General features: G+C 53.2%; 17 protein-coding genes. 13 read left to right on the top strand and 4 right to left on the bottom strand.

Annotation, left to right across the window (positions count from 1 at the left end; all coding sequences use genetic code 11):
* Positions 1 to 10: 10 nt before the first annotated feature.
* Both hcr and HV229_RS09060 read left to right on the top strand, forming a co-directional pair.
* Positions 11 to 979, top strand: a complete 969-nt coding sequence (hcr, locus tag HV229_RS09065) for an NADH oxidoreductase (RefSeq protein WP_181547320.1) — start codon at positions 11 to 13, stop codon at positions 977 to 979.
* Positions 980 to 1,180: 201 nt separating this feature from the next.
* Positions 1,181 to 2,797 (top strand): FAD-NAD(P)-binding protein, encoded by a 1,617-nt coding sequence (locus tag HV229_RS09060; RefSeq protein ID WP_181547318.1) that lies wholly within the window; start codon positions 1,181 to 1,183, stop codon positions 2,795 to 2,797.
* Between the two features lie 72 nt (positions 2,798 to 2,869).
* Here the strand turns inward: HV229_RS09060 and HV229_RS09055 are convergent, their stop codons facing one another.
* Positions 2,870 to 3,304 (bottom strand): DoxX family protein, encoded by a 435-nt coding sequence (locus tag HV229_RS09055; protein WP_169329972.1) that lies wholly within the window; start codon positions 3,302 to 3,304, stop codon positions 2,870 to 2,872.
* A gap of 152 nt (positions 3,305 to 3,456) precedes the next feature.
* Between HV229_RS09055 and poxB the strand changes: the two genes are divergently transcribed.
* The 4 genes from poxB (at position 3,457) to HV229_RS09035 (ending at position 8,765) form a co-directional block, all read left to right on the top strand.
* Positions 3,457 to 5,175, top strand: a complete 1,719-nt coding sequence (poxB, locus tag HV229_RS09050) for a ubiquinone-dependent pyruvate dehydrogenase (RefSeq protein WP_016156946.1) — start codon at positions 3,457 to 3,459, stop codon at positions 5,173 to 5,175.
* Between the two features lie 36 nt (positions 5,176 to 5,211).
* A complete protein-coding gene (ltaE, locus tag HV229_RS09045; RefSeq protein WP_016153662.1) occupies positions 5,212 to 6,213 on the top strand; it encodes a low-specificity L-threonine aldolase in 1,002 nt (333 codons plus the stop codon).
* Positions 6,214 to 6,223: 10 nt separating this feature from the next.
* Positions 6,224 to 7,657: an SDR family oxidoreductase gene (locus HV229_RS09040; protein WP_181547316.1), complete on the top strand. Its 1,434-nt coding sequence runs from the start codon at positions 6,224 to 6,226 to the stop codon at positions 7,655 to 7,657.
* 94 nt (positions 7,658 to 7,751) lie between these two features.
* Positions 7,752 to 8,765 carry an NAD(P)-dependent oxidoreductase gene (locus HV229_RS09035; protein WP_016153664.1) on the top strand — a complete coding sequence of 338 codons (1,014 nt, stop codon included), beginning with the start codon at positions 7,752 to 7,754 and terminating at the stop codon, positions 8,763 to 8,765.
* Here HV229_RS09035 and HV229_RS09030 read toward each other — a convergent pair.
* A complete protein-coding gene (locus HV229_RS09030; RefSeq protein ID WP_181547314.1) occupies positions 8,762 to 9,592 on the bottom strand; it encodes an N-acetylmuramoyl-L-alanine amidase in 831 nt (276 codons plus the stop codon). The genes HV229_RS09035 and HV229_RS09030 overlap by 4 nt on opposite strands.
* Positions 9,589 to 9,912, bottom strand: a complete 324-nt coding sequence (locus tag HV229_RS09025) for a heavy metal-binding domain-containing protein (protein ID WP_001160725.1) — start codon at positions 9,910 to 9,912, stop codon at positions 9,589 to 9,591. The genes HV229_RS09030 and HV229_RS09025 overlap by 4 nt, the downstream gene beginning before the upstream one ends.
* A gap of 251 nt (positions 9,913 to 10,163) precedes the next feature.
* On the opposite strand from HV229_RS09025, the gene HV229_RS09020 reads away from it, so the two are divergent.
* From HV229_RS09020 to yegS, 7 genes are all read left to right on the top strand, one after another.
* Positions 10,164 to 10,679, top strand: a complete 516-nt coding sequence (locus HV229_RS09020; RefSeq protein ID WP_016153666.1) for a lipoprotein — start codon at positions 10,164 to 10,166, stop codon at positions 10,677 to 10,679.
* Between the two features lie 225 nt (positions 10,680 to 10,904).
* Positions 10,905 to 11,633 carry an arginine ABC transporter ATP-binding protein ArtP gene (gene artP / locus HV229_RS09015; protein WP_016156950.1) on the top strand — a complete coding sequence of 243 codons (729 nt, stop codon included), beginning with the start codon at positions 10,905 to 10,907 and terminating at the stop codon, positions 11,631 to 11,633.
* Positions 11,634 to 11,649: 16 nt separating this feature from the next.
* A complete protein-coding gene (gene artI / locus HV229_RS09010) occupies positions 11,650 to 12,381 on the top strand; it encodes an arginine ABC transporter substrate-binding protein ArtI (RefSeq protein WP_003027298.1) in 732 nt (243 codons plus the stop codon).
* Positions 12,382 to 12,387: 6 nt separating this feature from the next.
* Positions 12,388 to 13,104: an arginine ABC transporter permease ArtQ gene (artQ, locus tag HV229_RS09005; protein WP_046275435.1), complete on the top strand. Its 717-nt coding sequence runs from the start codon at positions 12,388 to 12,390 to the stop codon at positions 13,102 to 13,104.
* The gene (gene artM / locus HV229_RS09000; RefSeq protein ID WP_016153669.1) at positions 13,104 to 13,772 is read left to right on the top strand and encodes an arginine ABC transporter permease ArtM; all 669 of its coding nucleotides are present in this window, start codon (positions 13,104 to 13,106) and stop codon (positions 13,770 to 13,772) included. Before artQ ends, artM begins: the two co-directional genes overlap by 1 nt.
* 246 nt (positions 13,773 to 14,018) lie before the next feature.
* A complete protein-coding gene (artJ, locus tag HV229_RS08995) occupies positions 14,019 to 14,750 on the top strand; it encodes an arginine ABC transporter substrate-binding protein ArtJ (RefSeq protein ID WP_016153670.1) in 732 nt (243 codons plus the stop codon).
* A 131-nt stretch (positions 14,751 to 14,881) separates the two neighbouring features.
* Complete coding sequence (gene yegS, locus HV229_RS08990) at positions 14,882 to 15,781, top strand: lipid kinase YegS (RefSeq protein ID WP_016156953.1); 900 nt, start codon at positions 14,882 to 14,884, stop codon at positions 15,779 to 15,781.
* Positions 15,782 to 15,803: 22 nt separating this feature from the next.
* Here the strand turns inward: yegS and fbaB are convergent, their stop codons facing one another.
* The gene (fbaB, locus tag HV229_RS08985; RefSeq protein ID WP_016153672.1) at positions 15,804 to 16,856 is read right to left on the bottom strand and encodes a class I fructose-bisphosphate aldolase; all 1,053 of its coding nucleotides are present in this window, start codon (positions 16,854 to 16,856) and stop codon (positions 15,804 to 15,806) included.
* Positions 16,857 to 17,060 lie beyond the last annotated feature (204 nt).

Genomic DNA, 17,060 nt, shown 5'->3' with positions numbered 1-17,060 from the left:
GGAGTAAAGAATGACAATGCCAACTCATCAGTGCCCATGGCGGATGCAGGTTCATCACATCCATCAGGAAACGCCGGATGTATGGACAATTTCGTTGCTGTGCCACGACTATTATCCGTACCGCGCCGGGCAGTATGCACTGGTCAGCGTACGTAATTCAGCGGACACGCTGCGTGCTTACACCCTTTCTTCAACGCCGGGCGTTAGCGAATATATCACGCTGACCATCCGCCGCATTGACGATGGCGCAGGCTCACAGTGGTTAACCCGCGACGTGAAGCGCGGCGACTATATCTGGCTGTCCGATGCAATGGGTGAATTCACCTGTGATGATAAAGCGGAAGACAGATTCCTGATGCTAGCCGCTGGCTGTGGCGTCACGCCAATCATGTCAATGCGTCGCTGGTTGGCAAAATACCGCCCACAGGCAGATGTGCAGGTGATCTTTAACGTCCGTTCACCGCAAGATGTCATTTTTGCCGACGAATGGCGCGAGTATCCGGTGACCTTAGTTGCTGAAAACAATGCCACTGACGGTTTTGTTTCCGGCCGACTGACCACCGAACTGCTGCAAAGCGTACCGGACCTGGCTTCTCGCACCGTGATGACCTGCGGCCCGGCGCCGTATATGGATCTGGTCGAGAAAGAAGTCAACGCGCTGGGCGTGACACGCTTCTTTAAAGAGCAGTTCTTCACCCCGGTAGCTGAAGCCGCCACCAGCGGTCTGAAGTTCACCAAACTGCAGCCGGCAAAAGAGTTTTATGCGCCGGTAGGCAGTACGCTGCTGGAAGCGCTGGAAAGCAATAAAGTGCCGGTTGTCGCCGCATGCCGTGCGGGCGTTTGCGGCTGCTGCAAAACCAAAGTGGTTGACGGTAACTACACGGTCAGCAGCACCATGACGCTGACCGACGCAGAAATTGCTGAAGGTTATGTGCTGGCTTGCTCCTGTCATCCGCAGGGTGATTTAGTGCTGGCGTAATTGGCCGATATCTGATGTACAAAAGGCTACCCGGTTATATCGGGTGGCCTTTTTTTATGCTGTCAGACGCTGCAAAATTCCTATTTTTTCCCCCTCCCAGGCAAAATACCGTCTTCCTCTCGCGAATTATCGACCACACTTACCTGGCACAGGTTAAGCAAAACCCCGACTACCACGTCGAACTTTCTACAAAGGATCCCCATGAAAAAAGTGGCCATCGTCGGCGTAGGTCCCACCGGAATTTATACGTTTCATGCCCTCGTTGAGCGCGGTGAACCGCTGGAGATACAGCTTTATGAGCAAGCTGAGGAAGCTGGCGTAGGCATGCCTTATAACAGCGACAACAACGCAGACCACATGCTGGCCAATATAGCCAGCATTGAGATCCCGCCGATTTATATCAGTTATCTGACGTGGCTACAGAATCAAAGCGATGAATACCTGGCGCAGTTTCGGCTTGAACGTACATCGTTGCATGAGCGGCAATTTTTGCCCCGCGTGATCCTCGGCGACTATTATCGCGATCGTTTTTTAGCCATCGTCGATAAAGCGCAAAGATCCGGGTTCACAATTCGCGTATATGAATCAAGTAAAGTCACCGACCTGCAAGCAAACCCGACAGGGGTCTCCCTGTGGATCAATCACGCGTCACAGCCCGTCGAAGTGGATTTCGCCGCTATCGCCAGCGGTCATCTGTGGCCAGAAACTGATGCTCAGGCACGCAAGTTTTTCCCCAGTCCGTGGACCGGCCTGATGGAGGCGCAGATTAGCGCTTGCAGGGTGGGTATTCTGGGCACCTCGCTAAGCGCTATCGACGCGGCGATGGCCGTGGTCAGTCAGCATGGTAACTTCACCACCAATACCGACCGTTCACTGCAGTTCACGCGTAACCCCGACAGCCAAAACCTGAAGCTGACCCTGATGTCGCGCAGCGGTGTGCTGCCTGAAGCGGATTTTTACTGCCCTCTTCCCTATGAACCGCTGAATATCGCGACGCAAGAAGCGATTGAAGACGCCATTGCCGAGGGCCAAAACGGATTACTGGACCGCATCTTCCGGCTTATTGTGCAACAACTGCAAGACGCGGCCCCAGGGTGGTGCCAACAGGTTGCACTTGCAACGCTTAACGCCGACACATTCCCCGAGGTCTATTTTGCCGACAGGCTCAAGCATGACCCTTTTGACTGGGCGAGGCGTAACCTGGTGGAGGTTGAACGCAACAAGCAGGAACAACATACCGTCGCCTGGCGCTATACCTTATTGCGCCTACACGAGGTTATTGAAGAGATCGTTCCTCATCTTGATGCTCGCGACGAAAAACGTTTCAGGCACGGACTGGCGCGCGTCTTTATTGATAACTATGCGGCAATCCCGTCTGAATCTATCCGCCGATTGCTGGCTCTGCACGATGCCGGGCTGATTGAGATCCTCGCACTCGGCAAGGATTATGAGCGTACAAATGAGCAGGAAATGACGGTCATTTACCACCACGGTCAGCGCAGTGAATTTGATGTATTTATTGACGCCCGAGGACAACGGGCATTGCAGAGCAAAGATATTCCGTTCCCAACGCTACGCGATCAACTGCTGACCTGTGGCGATGAGATCCCGGATATCGGCGAAGATTACACGCTGCAAGCGCCGGAAAACGCCCGCAACCGCATCGCCTTTGGCGGACTGCCGTGGTTGATGCACGACCGTCCCTTTATTCAGGGGCTGGTGGTTAGCGCTGAAATAGGTGCCGCGATGGCAAAGGCATTGACGCAACGTGCACTGAGACGTCGGCACAAACTGTGGAGCAGTGACGACATGGATTAGCGGCCAGACTTAATGGCGAGGCGGAGATAGGTTATCGCGTCCCCGCCTCTGTCTTGATTCTCGGATGGCAAACTATCGCCAGGCCGAGTTTCCGGCAACGGAGAAACGCCCCGCACCCAAAAATGCCACGGCCAGAGCGCCGATGAAGAAATACACCAGACTTTCAATTGCCCATGCGCCGGTTTTATCCAGTGACCAGGTTTCACCCATCCCGACCATCAGCCAGGCCACCACCATCGTAAACGCCAGCCCCAACGCCGCCGGACGCGTCAGGATCCCAAGAATAATCATACACGGTGCCACAACCTCTCCCAGCAGAACGCCATACGCAATAAAGCCAGGGAAACCTTTCGCTATCAGCATGCCACTGATGCCATCAATACCCGCGAACAGTTTATGCAGCCCATGAAACAGCATTAATCCCCCCACGGCAATACGTAACAAAAACTTGCCAAAATCTTCATGAGTCAGTACCCGGTTAACTGTATTTAATAGTTTTATAACCATTTGAATTTATTCCTTGTTTCACCATGTCCAATAACAAACTACGCTTAATACAGGCTAAATGAAACCTGCCGGAAATAAGAGGTAATGATAAGCATAACTATTATCTTCATCTAAACTTGTAACCGGTATCACATTAAAGGAGAAGGAAAACCATGAAACAAACGGTTGCCGCTTTTATTGCTAAAACACTCGAACAAGCTGGCGTTAAACGCATTTGGGGTGTGACGGGTGACTCGCTAAATGGCCTTAGTGACAGTCTGAATCGTATGGGAACGATTGACTGGATGCCAACACGTCATGAAGAGGTTGCGGCCTTCGCCGCGGGAGCTGAAGCGCAGTTGACGGGAGAACTGGCCGTCTGCGCAGGCTCGTGTGGGCCAGGCAACCTGCACCTGATTAACGGCCTGTTTGATTGCCACCGCAACCACGTCCCGGTGCTGGCAATTGCTGCACACATTCCATCCAGTGAGATAGGCAGCGGTTATTTTCAGGAGACCCACCCGCAAGAGTTGTTTCGCGAATGTAGCCACTATTGCGAGCTGGTTTCCAGCCCTGAACAGATCCCACAGGTGCTGGCAATTGCCATGCGTAAAGCGGTGCTCAACCGCGGCGTCTCCGTGGTGGTATTACCCGGCGACGTTGCGCTGAAGCCAGCACCAGAAAGCGCCAGCACTCACTGGTATCATGCGCCGCTCCCGGTGGTCACTCCGGAAGAAGAAGAGCTCAGAAAACTAGCGCAACTGCTACGCTACTCCAGCAATATCGCCCTGATGTGCGGCAGCGGCTGCGCCGGTGCGCATAAAGAACTGGTTGAGTTTGCTGCTAAAATAAAAGCGCCGATTGTGCACGCCCTGCGTGGTAAAGAGCATGTGGAGTACGACAACCCTTACGACGTGGGCATGACCGGGCTGATCGGCTTTTCATCCGGCTTCCATACCATGATGAATGCCGACACGCTGATCCTGCTCGGTACCCAGTTCCCCTATCGCCCGTTCTACCCCACCGACGCCAAGATTATTCAGATCGATATCAATCCGGCAAGCATTGGCGCGCACAGTAAAGTTGATATGGCGCTGGTAGGCGATATTAAATCCACACTCCGCACCCTGCTGCCGCTGGTGGAAGAAAAAACCGATCGGCAGTTCCTGGATAAAGCGCTGGAACACTATCGTGAGGCGCGTAAAGGGCTGGATGATTTAGCCAAACCCAGCGATAAAGCCATTCATCCGCAGTATCTGGCGCAGCAGATCAGCCACTTTGCCGCTGACGACGCCATCTTCACCTGCGACGTTGGCACGCCAACGGTGTGGGCAGCACGTTATCTGAAAATGAACGGTAAACGCCGTCTGATCGGTTCGTTTAACCACGGGTCGATGGCCAATGCCATGCCCCAGGCGCTCGGCGCGCAAGCGACCGAACCGGGACGCCAGGTTGTCGCAATGTGCGGTGACGGCGGTTTTAGCATGCTGATGGGCGACTTTCTGTCGGTTGTGCAAATGAAGCTGCCGGTGAAGATTATTGTCTTCAACAACAGCGTGTTGGGGTTTGTGGCGATGGAGATGAAAGCTGGCGGTTATCTGACCGACGGCACCGAACTGCACGATACAAATTTCGCTCGGATTGCCGAGGCTTGCGGCATCACGGGCATTCGCGTGGAGAAATCCTCAGAGGTTGATGAAGCGCTGCAAAGGGCGATGTCGATTGACGGTCCGGTGCTGGTCGATGTGGTCGTCGCGAAAGAAGAACTGGCGATCCCGCCGCAGATCAAACTCGAACAAGCTAAAGGTTTTAGCCTGTATATGCTGCGCGCAATCATCAGCGGGCGCGGTGATGAAGTGATCGAACTGGCGAAAACTAACTGGCTCAGGTAAAACAGAGGGCATTACCTCACTTAAAAAGGAATGCCCGTGATTGATTTACGCAGTGATACCGTCACCCGACCAAGTCGCGCCATGCTCGAAGAGATGATGGCCGCCCCGGTCGGGGACGACGTCTACGGTGATGACCCTACCGTTAATGCCCTCCAGCAATACGCAGCCGAGCTTGCTGGCAAAGAAGCCGCAATTTTCTTACCCACAGGCACTCAGGCGAACCTGGTGGCTCTCCTCAGCCATTGTCAGCGCGGGGAAGAGTATATCGCCGGTCAGGGCGCGCATAACTATCTCTACGAAGCGGGTGGCGCAGCGGTGCTCGGCAGCATTCAACCGCAACCTATCGACGCCATGCCGGATGGCTCTTTGCCGCTGGACAAAGTGGCGGCAAAAATCAAAGCGGACGATATCCATTTTGCCCGCACGCGTCTGCTCAGCCTGGAAAACACCCACAACGGCAAAGTGCTACCACGCGAGTATCTGAAAGAGGCCTGGGAATTTACCCGTGAGCGCAATCTTGCGCTGCATGTCGACGGCGCGCGTATTTTTAACGCCATCGTCGCCTATGGCTGTGAGTTAAAAGATGTCACGCAATACTGCGATTCGTTCACCATTTGTCTCTCCAAAGGTTTAGGAACGCCGGTAGGCTCACTGCTGGTCGGCAGCCACGAGTACATCAAGCGCGCCATTCGCTGGCGTAAAATGACCGGCGGCGGAATGCGTCAGGCCGGTATTCTGGCGGCGGCCGGACTGTATGCGCTGAAAAATAACGTGTCGCGCTTACAAGAAGACCATGACAACGCCGCCTGGATGGCGGAACAACTGCGCGAAGCCGGAGCGGACGTCATGCGCCACGACACCAACATGCTGTTTGTCCGCGTTGGCGAAGAACACGCTGCGGCACTGGGCGAGTACATGAAAGCGCAAGGCGTGCTGATTAACGCCTCGCCGATTGTGCGTCTGGTGATGCATCTGGACGTATCGCGTGAACAGCTTGCTGAAGTCGTCGCCCACTGGCGCGCTTTTTTAACCCGCTAAGGAGATGGGCGTGCCGCAACGGATTTTGGTTCTTGGCGCCAGTGGCTACATTGGTCAGCATCTGGTACAGGCGCTCAGTCAGCAAGGGCATCAGGTGCTGGCTGCGGCACGCCGCATCGAGCGGCTGGAAAAGCAGCAGTTGGCCAACGTCAGTTGCCATAAGGTCGATTTGAATTGGCCAGATAACCTAACGCCGCTGCTGACCGGCGTTGATACGGTCTTTTACCTGGTCCATGGCATGGGAGAAGGCGGTGATTTTATCGCCCATGAGCGCCAGGTAGCAATGAACGTGCGCGATGCGCTACGTGATACGCCAGTCAAACAGCTTATTTTCCTGAGCTCATTACAGGCTCCCCGGCATGAACAATCCGATCATCTGCGTGCGCGACAGATAACCGCGGACACCCTGCGCGAATCAGGCGTGCCGATGACCGAATTGCGCGCTGGTATTATCGTAGGGGCAGGTTCTGCCGCCTTTGAAGTGATGCGCGACATGGTCTACAACCTGCCGGTACTCACCCCTCCGCGCTGGGTGCGCTCGCGTACCACGCCTATCGCGCTGGAGAATTTAATGTACTACCTGGTGGCGTTGTTGGACCATCCTACACGCCAACACCGCGTGCTCGAAGCCGCCGGGCCGCAGGTATTGAGCTATCAGGAGCAGTTCGAGCATTTTATGGCGGTCAGCGGTAAACATCGCCTGCTCATCCCTGTCCCCTTTCCTACCCGCTGGATTTCGGTCTGGTTTTTGAACGTCATAACGTCAGTGCCGCCGACCACGGCCAAAGCGCTGATACAGGGGTTAAAACACGACCTGCTGGCCGATGACACCGAATTACGCACGCTGATCCCGCAAAAGCTGATTGCCTTTGATGACGCGGTGCGCAGCACGTTGAAAGAAGAAGAGAAGCTGGTTAATTCCAGCGACTGGGGTTACGACGCGCAGGCATTTGCCCGCTGGCGCCCCGAATATGGCTATTTCGCTAAACAAGCTGGCTTTAGCGTTGAAACCTCCGCCAGTCGGCAGGCGCTGTGGCAGGTGGTGAATCGCCTCGGCGGCAAAGAAGGCTATTTCTTTGGCAATATTTTATGGAAAACGCGCGCGGCGTTGGACCTGCTGGTCGGCCATAAGCTGGCGAAAGGCAGACCGCAACACTCTCTGTTGCAGGTTGGCGATACCGTTGATAGCTGGAAAGTTATCATCGTTGAGCCAGAAAAACAGCTGACGCTGCTGTTTGGGATGAAAGCGCCAGGATTGGGTCGTCTGAGCTTCACGCTGGAAGATAAAGGCGACCACCGACGCATTGATGTCCGCGCCTGGTGGCATCCGCACGGCATGCCAGGCCTCTTCTATTGGCTGCTGATGATCCCAGCGCATCTGTTCATTTTCAGAGGGATGGCGAAGCGTATTGCTAAACTTGCAGAACAAATCACAGACTCATGATAAAAAGAGCCTGTATTCTTTCATGTTTCCCATTGCATACAGACGAAATTCACGGAAGAATGCGCACGACGTTTTTTAAACACAGTGGATTGATATGAAGGTACTGGTTACCGGAGCCACCAGCGGCTTAGGCCGAAACGCGGTTGAGTTTTTATGCAGCAAAGGCGTCAGCGTCAGAGCTACCGGTCGCAACGAAGCGATGGGCAAGCTGCTGGAGAAAATGGGCGCAGAGTTTGTGCATGCCGATTTGACCGAGCTGGTCTCTTCGCAGGCAAAAGTGATGCTCGCCGGTATCGATACGCTGTGGCACTGCTCCAGTTTTACCTCACCATGGGGAACTCAGGAAGCTTTCGATCTGGCCAACGTTCGCGCAACCCGCCGTCTGGGCGAGTGGGCCGTGGCCTGGGGCGTTCGTAACTTCATTCATATCTCATCACCGTCGCTCTATTTTGATTATCACCACCATCGCGATATCAAAGAGGACTTCCGCCCCCAACGCTTCGCCAATGAATTCGCCCGCAGTAAAGCGGCTGGCGAAGATGTGATTGCGTTGCTGACACAGGCCAACCCGCAGACCCGTTTTACGGTATTGCGTCCGCAAAGCTTGTTCGGACCACACGATAAAGTCTTTATCCCACGCCTGGCCCATATGATGTACCACTACGGCAGCATTCTGTTGCCGCACGGCGGAAGTGCGCTGGTGGATATGACCTACTACGAGAATGCGGTGCACGCGATGTGGCTGGCAAGTCAGCAAGCCTGCGATAATCTGCCGTCGGGTCGTGCGTACAACATTACCAACGGCGAGCATCGCACCCTGCGCAGTATTGTGCAGAAACTCATCGACGAGCTAAATATTGATTGTCGTATCCGCTCCGTACCCTACCCGATGCTGGACATGATTGCCCGCAGCATGGAGCGGTTAGGCAATAAATCCGCGAAAGAGCCAAAGCTTACGCATTACGGCGTCTCGAAGCTGAATTTTGACTTTACGCTGGATACCACCCGCGCTCAGGAAGAATTAGGTTATCAGCCCGTTGTGACGCTGGATGAAGGGATTGAGCGTACCGCGGCCTGGCTGCGTGACCACGGCAAGCTGCCGCGTTAACCCTGCCCGTATTTCTCCAGTAACGCTTCGGCAATCGCCTGAGTTTCTGCATCCGCCACGCCGTTCCACAACGTCGGGCGGAAGTGCATCTGGAAGGCCATAATCACCCGCCGCTGTTCACGCGGCGTCATTTCAGGTTTTACCTCATAACCATAGCGCGACAGCAGATCGAGCAATGATGAGGTTTCTACCGGTGCATCGGGCGCTCGCCCGGCAAGATAAAACACCACTCGCTGAGCATCCGGCCACGCGCCAATTCCTTGCGCAGCCAGTTCTTCCCATGGAAACAGCGGACCTGGATCGTCCTTGCGCTGCGGTGCGACATCCGCATGTGCCACCACGTTCTGTGGTTTTATGTCATAACGGGCAATAATATCTTTCGCCAAGGGGATTAACGCCTGAATTTGCGCGGGTTCAAACGGCGCAAAATACTTGCTGCCCGCCGATTTTTGCCAGCCGCGGTTTTCCAGCTCAATGCCGATCGAGGTATCGTTAATTCGCGTAGCGCCGCGCCAGAAGCTAATCCCCGCATGCCAGGCCAGATCTTTTTCCGCTACCAGTTGCCAGATACGCGGTTTGCCGTGGTAGAGCGGCGGCACTGCCGGGATCAGATAGTGCGAGCTGACGTTTTTATCGGTCAGCGTAGCCAGAGAAGAGTCGAAATCATCGGCTGTGTAATGGATAACCAGCACTTTAATGCGCGGGTAAGCAGCCTGCGCCTGACGACGGGTATCTAACTGATACCCGTCTTTGTCGACAATCCCTTTTTCGCCAGCACATCCTACCAGCAGCAGCGTTAATGCCAGCAGAGACAGCAGACGCTTCATCGGCGAGTTTTCACCGCGGTGCCGCTGACGCTCACCATCAGCATGCTACCGTCTTTGCCTACGGTTTCGTAATCGATATCGATACCGACTACCGCATCAGCACCGAGCGCTTTTGCCTGTTCACCAAGCTCCTGAAAAGCAATTTCACGCGCTTTACGCAGCTCTTTTTCATACGCGCCGGAGCGACCGCCGACGATATCGCGAATGCCGGCGAAGAAATCGCGGAAGATATTCGCGCCTAAAATGGCTTCGCCAGTCACAACACCGCAGTATTCCACGATGCTCTGCCCTTCCAGCGTAGGGGTAGTCGAAAACTGCATGGTTAATCTCCTTTTTGCGCTAAGAGCACGATCTCAAAAGCATTATCGAACCGATCCACTATCATTGAAAGGATATATTCTTTACACAAAATAATTCGAGTTGCAGGAAGGCGGCAAGAGAGTGAATCCCCAGGAGCATAGATAACTATGTGACTGGGGTGAACGCACGTAGCCAACGCACAAGCAACTTGAAGTATGACATGTAAATCAACGTAGAACACTAATAGTAGAAAGCTAATAAGGAAATCATTATGCGCTACTCGAAACTCTCTCTGCTGGTTCCATGTGCACTACTTCTCAGCGCCTGTACTACCGTAACGCCGGCCTACAAAGATAACGGCACGCGTAGCGGCTCATGCGTAGAAGGCGGGCCAGACAGCGTGGCTCAACAATTCTATGATTACCGTATTCAGCACCGAAACAATGACATTACCCCCCTTCGTCCGTACCTCAGCGATAATCTGGCGAAACTGCTGAACGATGCCAGCCGTGATAACGCGCATCGCGATCTGTTTAACAGCGATCCGTTCTCTAGTCGCGCTACGTTACCGGACAGTGCCAGCGTCGCCAGCGCATCGACCATTCCGAATAGTGATGCACGCAACATTCCGCTGCGCGTAGAGCTTAAACAGGGTGACCAAAGCTGGCGTGATGAAGTGCTGATGATCCGCGAAGGCCAGTGCTGGGTAGTTGACGATGTCCGCTATCTGGGCGGCAGCGTACACGCGCCAGCCGGGACGCTGCGCCAGTCTGTCGAAAACCGCTAACCGCCCCATTCACCTGCCTGAATCATAACCCCCATAAATTGTCTGGCATTCTGCATAGAATGCCGACAATTATTCTTGCCCACTGGTGGCCCCGCTATTTTGTGCTATGTTTAGATAAGAATGCGGTTTGCATTTAACTTTTAACGCATAAATATTGCATAACTATTCTGTCAAAGGTAGTATCTGCGGCTTCAATAGCTATCAGACTGCCAGTATCGAGTGTCAATGAGTATTCAATTAAACGGCATTAACTGCTTCTACGGCGCACATCAGGCGCTGTTCGATATCACGCTGGATTGCCCTCAGGGTGAAACACTGGTGTTACTTGGCCCAAGTGGAGCCGGGAAAAGCTCGCTGCTGCGCGTACTCAACCTGCTTGAGATGCCGCGCTCGGGCACACTCTCTATTGCGGGTAACCGTTTCGACTTCACGAAGACCCCGTCAGACAAAGCCATTCGGGAGCTGCGTCAGAACGTGGGCATGGTCTTCCAGCAATACAACCTTTGGCCGCATCTCACGGTTGTGCAGAATCTGATTGAAGCGCCCTGCCGCGTACTGGGTCTGACAAAAGATCAAGCGCTGGCGCGTGCCGAAAAATTGCTGGAACGTCTGCGCCTGAAGCCGTACAGCGATCGCTACCCACTGCATCTCTCCGGTGGCCAGCAACAGCGTGTGGCCATTGCCCGTGCGTTGATGATGGAGCCGCAGGTGCTGCTGTTTGATGAACCTACCGCAGCGCTTGATCCGGAAATTACTGCCCAAATCGTCAGCATCATTCGTGAACTGGCGGAAACCAACATTACTCAGGTGATCGTCACCCACGAAGTGGAAGTTGCACGTAAAACAGCCAGCCGTGTGGTGTATATGGAAAACGGTCATATCGTCGAGTTTGGGGATGCGAGCTGCTTTGCCAACCCGCAAACCGAAGCGTTTAAAAACTATCTCTCTCACTAAGATTCGGGACAATACAATGAAAAAAGTTCTGATTGCCGCGCTAATCGCAGGTTTTAGCCTTTCCGCTACCGCAGCCCAAACCATCCGTTTCGCCACCGAAGCGTCTTATCCTCCGTTTGAATCTATTGATGCGAATAACAAAATCGTAGGGTTTGACGTTGATCTGGCGAATGCGCTGTGTAAAGAGATTGACGCGACCTGTACCTTCACCAATCAGGCCTTCGACAGCCTGATCCCGAGCCTGAAATTCCGTCGTTTTGACGCGGTGATGGCCGGTATGGACATCACGCCAGAGCGTGAAAAACAGGTTCTGTTCACCACCCCGTATTACGACAACTCTGCCCTGTTTGTTGGTCAACAGGGTAAATACACCAGCATTGACCAGTTGAAAGGCAAAAAAGTCGGTGTACAAAACGGTACTACGCACCAGAAATTCATCATGGATAAACATCCGGAAGTGACCACCGTACCGTATGACAGCTACCAGAATGCCAAACTCGATCTGCAAAATGGTCGTATTGACGGCGTATTTGGTGATACCGCAGTGGTGACCGAATGGCTGAAAGACAATCCAAAGCTGGCCGCTGTTGGCGACAAAGTGACGGATAAAGATTACTTCGGTACGGGTCTGGGCATCGCTGTGCGCCAGGGCAATACCGAGCTGCAGCAGAAATTTAACGCTGCGCTGGAAAAAGTGAAGAAAGATGGGACTTACGAGACCATCTACAACAAATGGTTCCAGAAGTAATACTTGATGAATGAATTTTTTCCTTTAGCAAGCGCCGCCGGGATGACCGTCGGCCTTGCCGTTTGTGCGCTGATTATTGGCCTCGCGCTCGCCATGTTTTTTGCCGTCTGGGAGTCAGTAAAATGGCGTCCGGTAGCATGGACGGGCTCAGCTCTGGTCACCATCCTGCGTGGTCTGCCGGAAATTCTGGTGGTTCTGTTCATCTATTTCGGCTCTTCACAACTGCTGCTGACGCTGGCCGATGGCTTTACGATCAATCTCGGGGTTGTACAAATCCCGGTTCAGATGCAGATCGAAAACTTCGACGTCAGCCCGTTCCTGTGCGGTGTGATTGCGCTGTCATTGCTGTATGCGGCTTACGCGTCGCAAACGCTGCGTGGCGCGCTGAAGGCCGTACCACTCGGACAATGGGAATCAGGTCAGGCGTTGGGTTTGTCTAAAGCCGCGATCTTCTTTCGCCTGGTGATGCCGCAGATGTGGCGTCACGCTCTGCCGGGACTGGGTAACCAGTGGCTGGTATTGCTGAAAGATACCGCGCTGGTCAGCCTTATCAGCGTGAACGATCTGATGCTGCAAACCAAGAGCATTGCCACCCGTACCCAGGAGCCGTTTACCTGGTACATTGTGGCGGCGGCTATTTACCTGGTGATTACGCTGGTGAGTCAGTACATTCTCAAACGCATTGACCTGCGCGCGACACGATTTGAGCGGAGACCAGGCTGATGCTTGAGTATTTACCTGAATTGTTAAAAGGGCTGCATACCAGCCTGACGCTGACGGTCGCCTCCATCGTGGTTGCTCTGGTGCTGGCGCTGGTTTTCACCGTCATCCTGACGCTAAAAACGCCGATTGTGGTCTGGTTGGTTCGCGCCTATATCACGTTGTTTACCGGTACTCCGCTGCTGGTGCAAATCTTCCTGATCTACTACGGGCCAGGGCAGTTCCCGACGCTACAGGAGTATCCGGTACTGTGGCACCTGCTCTCTGAACCGTGGCTGTGCGCCTTAATTGCGCTATCGTTAAACAGTGCGGCTTATACCACCCAGCTGTTCTACGGTGCTATCCGCGCAATCCCGGAAGGCCAGTGGCAGTCCTGTGGAGCGTTGGGGATGAGTAAGAAGGATACGCTGGCGATTCTGTTGCCGTACGCCTTTAAACGCGCCCTCTCCTCGTATTCCAACGAAGTGGTGCTGGTGTTTAAAAGTACCTCACTGGCATACACCATCACGCTGATGGAAGTCATGGGCTATAGTCAGCTGCTGTATGGTCGCACTTATGACGTCATGGTTTTCGGCGCGGCGGGTGTGATTTACCTGATCGTCAACGGTTTGCTGACGCTGATGATGCGCTTGATCGAACGTAAAGCGCTGGCGTTTGAACACCGGAATTAAATCGGTTTTTATGTCTGATGGCGCTACGCTTATCAGGCTACGATTCATCTTCCGTTGTACACTCTCCGGTGAATATGCATAAAGCCAAAATAAAAAAGACGGACAACAACCTAAATTGTCCGTCTTTTTTTATACCAGAAAAAATAGTTAATCATTTTTATTGCATATAAATTCATTAAATGGCATTGTTAATTCACGCCGCAGACACGGTAAATAATCATAAGATTGACAGACGGGAGTTCCACCATGAAAAAGTTAGTACTGGCCGCATTACTTGCTACTTTCGCCGCAGGTGCCTCAGCTGCTGATAAAATTAGTTTCGGTGTATCAGCGACTTATCCGCCATTTGAGTCACTGGATGCAAGCAATAAAATTGTCGGTTTTGACATCGACCTGGCAACGGCACTGTGCAAACAAATGCAGGCTGACTGTACTTTCACCAATCATGCTTTTGATAGCTTGATTCCCGCGCTGAAATTCAAAAAATATGATGCGGTGATTTCCGGAATGGACATCACGCCTGAGCGTAGCAAGCAGGTGGCATTTACTCAGCCTTACTATGCAAACTCCGCGCTGGTGATTGCGAAAAAAGACACCTATAAAACCTTTGCCGACCTGAAAGGGAAACGCATTGGCATGGAAAACGGCACCACGCACCAGAAATACCTGCAGGACAAACACCCTGAAGTTAAGACCGTGGCCTACGACAGCTATCAGAATGCGATTATCGACCTGAAAAATGGTCGTATTGATGGCGTATTTGGCGATACCGCCGTGGTTAACGAGTGGCTGAAAACCAACCCGCAGTTAGGTGTAGCCACTGACAAAGTGACCGACCCACAATACTTCGGTACTGGTCTTGGCATTGCGGTTCGCCCGGATAACAAAGCCCTGCTGGAAAAACTGAATAGCGCGCTGGCCGCAATCAAAGCTGACGGCACGTACCAAAAAATCAGCGATCAGTGGTTCCCACAGTAACGTCCGCCCAATCTGAAAAGCCGCATCCTGCGGCTTTTTTTATCTCTTCGCCTTCGCTTTCAGTCAGTTCTTACGCCATAAACCCATTCCTGGCGTACACTTGTTAAAACGAAAAAAAGTGAGGCAAACGGATGATAGCGTTCCCTGCCAGTTTACTGATCCTCAACGGAAAAAGTGCTGATAATCTCCCCCTGCGTGATGTCATTGCAGAGCTACGCGATGAAGGCGTGGAAATCCATGTTCGCGTTACCTGGGAAAAAGGCGACGCACAACGCTACGTTGATGAAGCTCGCCAGTTAGGTGTTGCAACGGTGATTGCCGGCGGCGGCGACGGCACAATTAACGAAGTCTCGACGGCGCTGATCCAGTCGCAGGGCGGCAATATCCCGGCGCTAGGTATTTTACCGTTGGGAACGGCGAATGATTTTGCAACCAGCGTAGGCATACCCGACGCCCTTGATAAGGCGTTAAAACTGGCTATCGCCGGAAATGCGACTGATATCGATATGGTTCAGGTCAATGATAAAACCTGTTTTATCAATATGGCGACCGGCGGCTTCGGCACACGCATCACCACCGAGACGCCAGAAAAACTCAAGGCCGCATTAGGTGGCGTATCGTACTTTATTCACGGATTAATGCGCATGGATACGCTCAAACCCGATATCTGCGACATTCGTGGGGAAGATTTTCACTGGCAGGGTAAGGCGCTGGTCATTGGTATCGGTAACGGTCGTCAGGCCGGTGGTGGGCAACAGCTTTGCCCGACGGCGCTGATCAACGATGGTCTGCTGCAACTGCGTATTTTTACCGGCGAAGAGCTGCTGCCAGGGCTACTTTCGGCGTTAACGCAATCCGAAGACAACCCTAACATCATCGAAGGCGCATCATCGTGGTTTGATATCCGCGCCCCGCATGAAATTACGTTTAATCTCGATGGCGAACCGCTTAGCGGACAAGAATTTCATATTGAAATCCTGCCCGCAGCGCTACGTTGCAGACTGCCGCCGGGTTGTCCACTACTGCGTTAACACGACGACACCCCAACTGGGATCAGGCAATGGTGACTTTGCTGTCCAGATAAACATCCTGCACGGCGTTAATCAGCTTAACGCCGTCAGCCATGGTTTTCTTGAATGCTTTTCGTCCAAGAATCAGCCCCATGCCGCCAGCACGTTTGTTAATCACCGCCGTACGTACCGCATCGCTCAGATCGGTTTCGCCGCCAGCCGCACCGCCAGAGTTAATTAATCCGGCGCGCCCCATATAGCAGTTCGCCAGCTGATAACGCACCAGATCGATTGGGTTGTCGCTGGTCAGCTTGCTGTAAACGCGATCGTCGGTGTAGCCAAAGTTGACTGCTTTATACCCGCCGTTATTTTCCGCCATTTTCTGCTTAACGATATCCGCCCCGATAGTGGCTGCCAGATGGTTAGCCTGCCCGGTGAGATCGGCGGAAACATGGTAATCCACGCCATCTTTTTTAAACGCGGAGTTACGCAGATACGCCCATAGCACGGTGACCATCCCCAGTTCATGAGCACGCTCGAACGCCGCAGAAATCTCTTCAATCTGGCGACGGGACTCCTCTGAACCGAAATAGATGGTTGCCCCTACCGCAACCGCGCCCATATTGAATGCCTGTTCTACGCTGGCATACAGCGTCTGGTCAAACGTATTGGGGTAGCTCAGCGTTTCGTTGTGGTTAATTTTTACAAGAAACGGAATGCGGTGCGCGTAGCGACGGGAGACGGAAGCCAGCACGCCATAGGTCGATGCCACGCAGTTACACCCTGCTTCGATAGCCAGTTCCACAATATTCTTCGGATCAAAGTACAGCGGGTTAGCCGCGAACGATGCCCCCGCGGAGTGTTCCACGCCCTGATCCACCGGTAGAATCGACAGATAACCTGTCCCGGCCAGTCGGCCCGTGTTATACAGCGTTTGCATATTACGCAGCACCGCTGGCGGACGGTTGTTATCCACCATCACGCGATCGACGTAATCATGTCCAGGCAGGTAAAGTTGGTCAGAAGGAATGGTCATACAACGATGCTGTAAAAGGTTGTCGGCATCTTTGCCAAGCAACTGCGCAATATCAGTCATAGCTATGCTCCCGTAAGTTCCGATTTGAAACCGGAATGTGGATTGTCCTGACCCGCTTTGTTGCGGGCAGCAATAAGCCTGGTACCGACTGCGTTTTTTTTCCATCTTTAGCGCACTTTTCAGCAACTTCTGCTGGCTCGATTCAGGAAGAAATAATGTTAAGGCGGTCAAATTTAGACCTCAAAGGTATTTTAAAGGTATTAT

It is taken from the genome of Citrobacter sp. RHBSTW-00524 (assembly GCF_013747755.1).
Taxonomy (GTDB): Bacteria; Pseudomonadota; Gammaproteobacteria; order Enterobacterales; family Enterobacteriaceae; genus Citrobacter; species Citrobacter braakii.
The sequence above is the reverse complement of the archived record's forward strand: the minus strand, read 5'-3'. Positions and strand labels throughout refer to the sequence as shown.

Coding starts and splice junctions, on each gene's coding strand:
- hcr (WP_181547320.1), top strand. CDS start 11: ATGACAATGCCAACTCATCAGTGCCCATGGCGGATGCAGGTTCATCAC.
- HV229_RS09060 (WP_181547318.1), top strand. CDS start 1,181: ATGAAAAAAGTGGCCATCGTCGGCGTAGGTCCCACCGGAATTTATACG.
- HV229_RS09055 (WP_169329972.1), bottom strand. CDS start 3,304: ATGGTTATAAAACTATTAAATACAGTTAACCGGGTACTGACTCATGAA.
- poxB (WP_016156946.1), top strand. CDS start 3,457: ATGAAACAAACGGTTGCCGCTTTTATTGCTAAAACACTCGAACAAGCT.
- HV229_RS09035 (WP_016153664.1), top strand. CDS start 7,752: ATGAAGGTACTGGTTACCGGAGCCACCAGCGGCTTAGGCCGAAACGCG.
- HV229_RS09030 (WP_181547314.1), bottom strand. CDS start 9,592: ATGAAGCGTCTGCTGTCTCTGCTGGCATTAACGCTGCTGCTGGTAGGA.
- HV229_RS09025 (WP_001160725.1), bottom strand. CDS start 9,912: ATGCAGTTTTCGACTACCCCTACGCTGGAAGGGCAGAGCATCGTGGAA.
- HV229_RS09020 (WP_016153666.1), top strand. CDS start 10,164: ATGCGCTACTCGAAACTCTCTCTGCTGGTTCCATGTGCACTACTTCTC.
- artP (WP_016156950.1), top strand. CDS start 10,905: ATGAGTATTCAATTAAACGGCATTAACTGCTTCTACGGCGCACATCAG.
- artI (WP_003027298.1), top strand. CDS start 11,650: ATGAAAAAAGTTCTGATTGCCGCGCTAATCGCAGGTTTTAGCCTTTCC.
- artQ (WP_046275435.1), top strand. CDS start 12,388: ATGAATGAATTTTTTCCTTTAGCAAGCGCCGCCGGGATGACCGTCGGC.
- artM (WP_016153669.1), top strand. CDS start 13,104: ATGCTTGAGTATTTACCTGAATTGTTAAAAGGGCTGCATACCAGCCTG.
- artJ (WP_016153670.1), top strand. CDS start 14,019: ATGAAAAAGTTAGTACTGGCCGCATTACTTGCTACTTTCGCCGCAGGT.
- yegS (WP_016156953.1), top strand. CDS start 14,882: ATGATAGCGTTCCCTGCCAGTTTACTGATCCTCAACGGAAAAAGTGCT.
- fbaB (WP_016153672.1), bottom strand. CDS start 16,856: ATGACTGATATTGCGCAGTTGCTTGGCAAAGATGCCGACAACCTTTTA.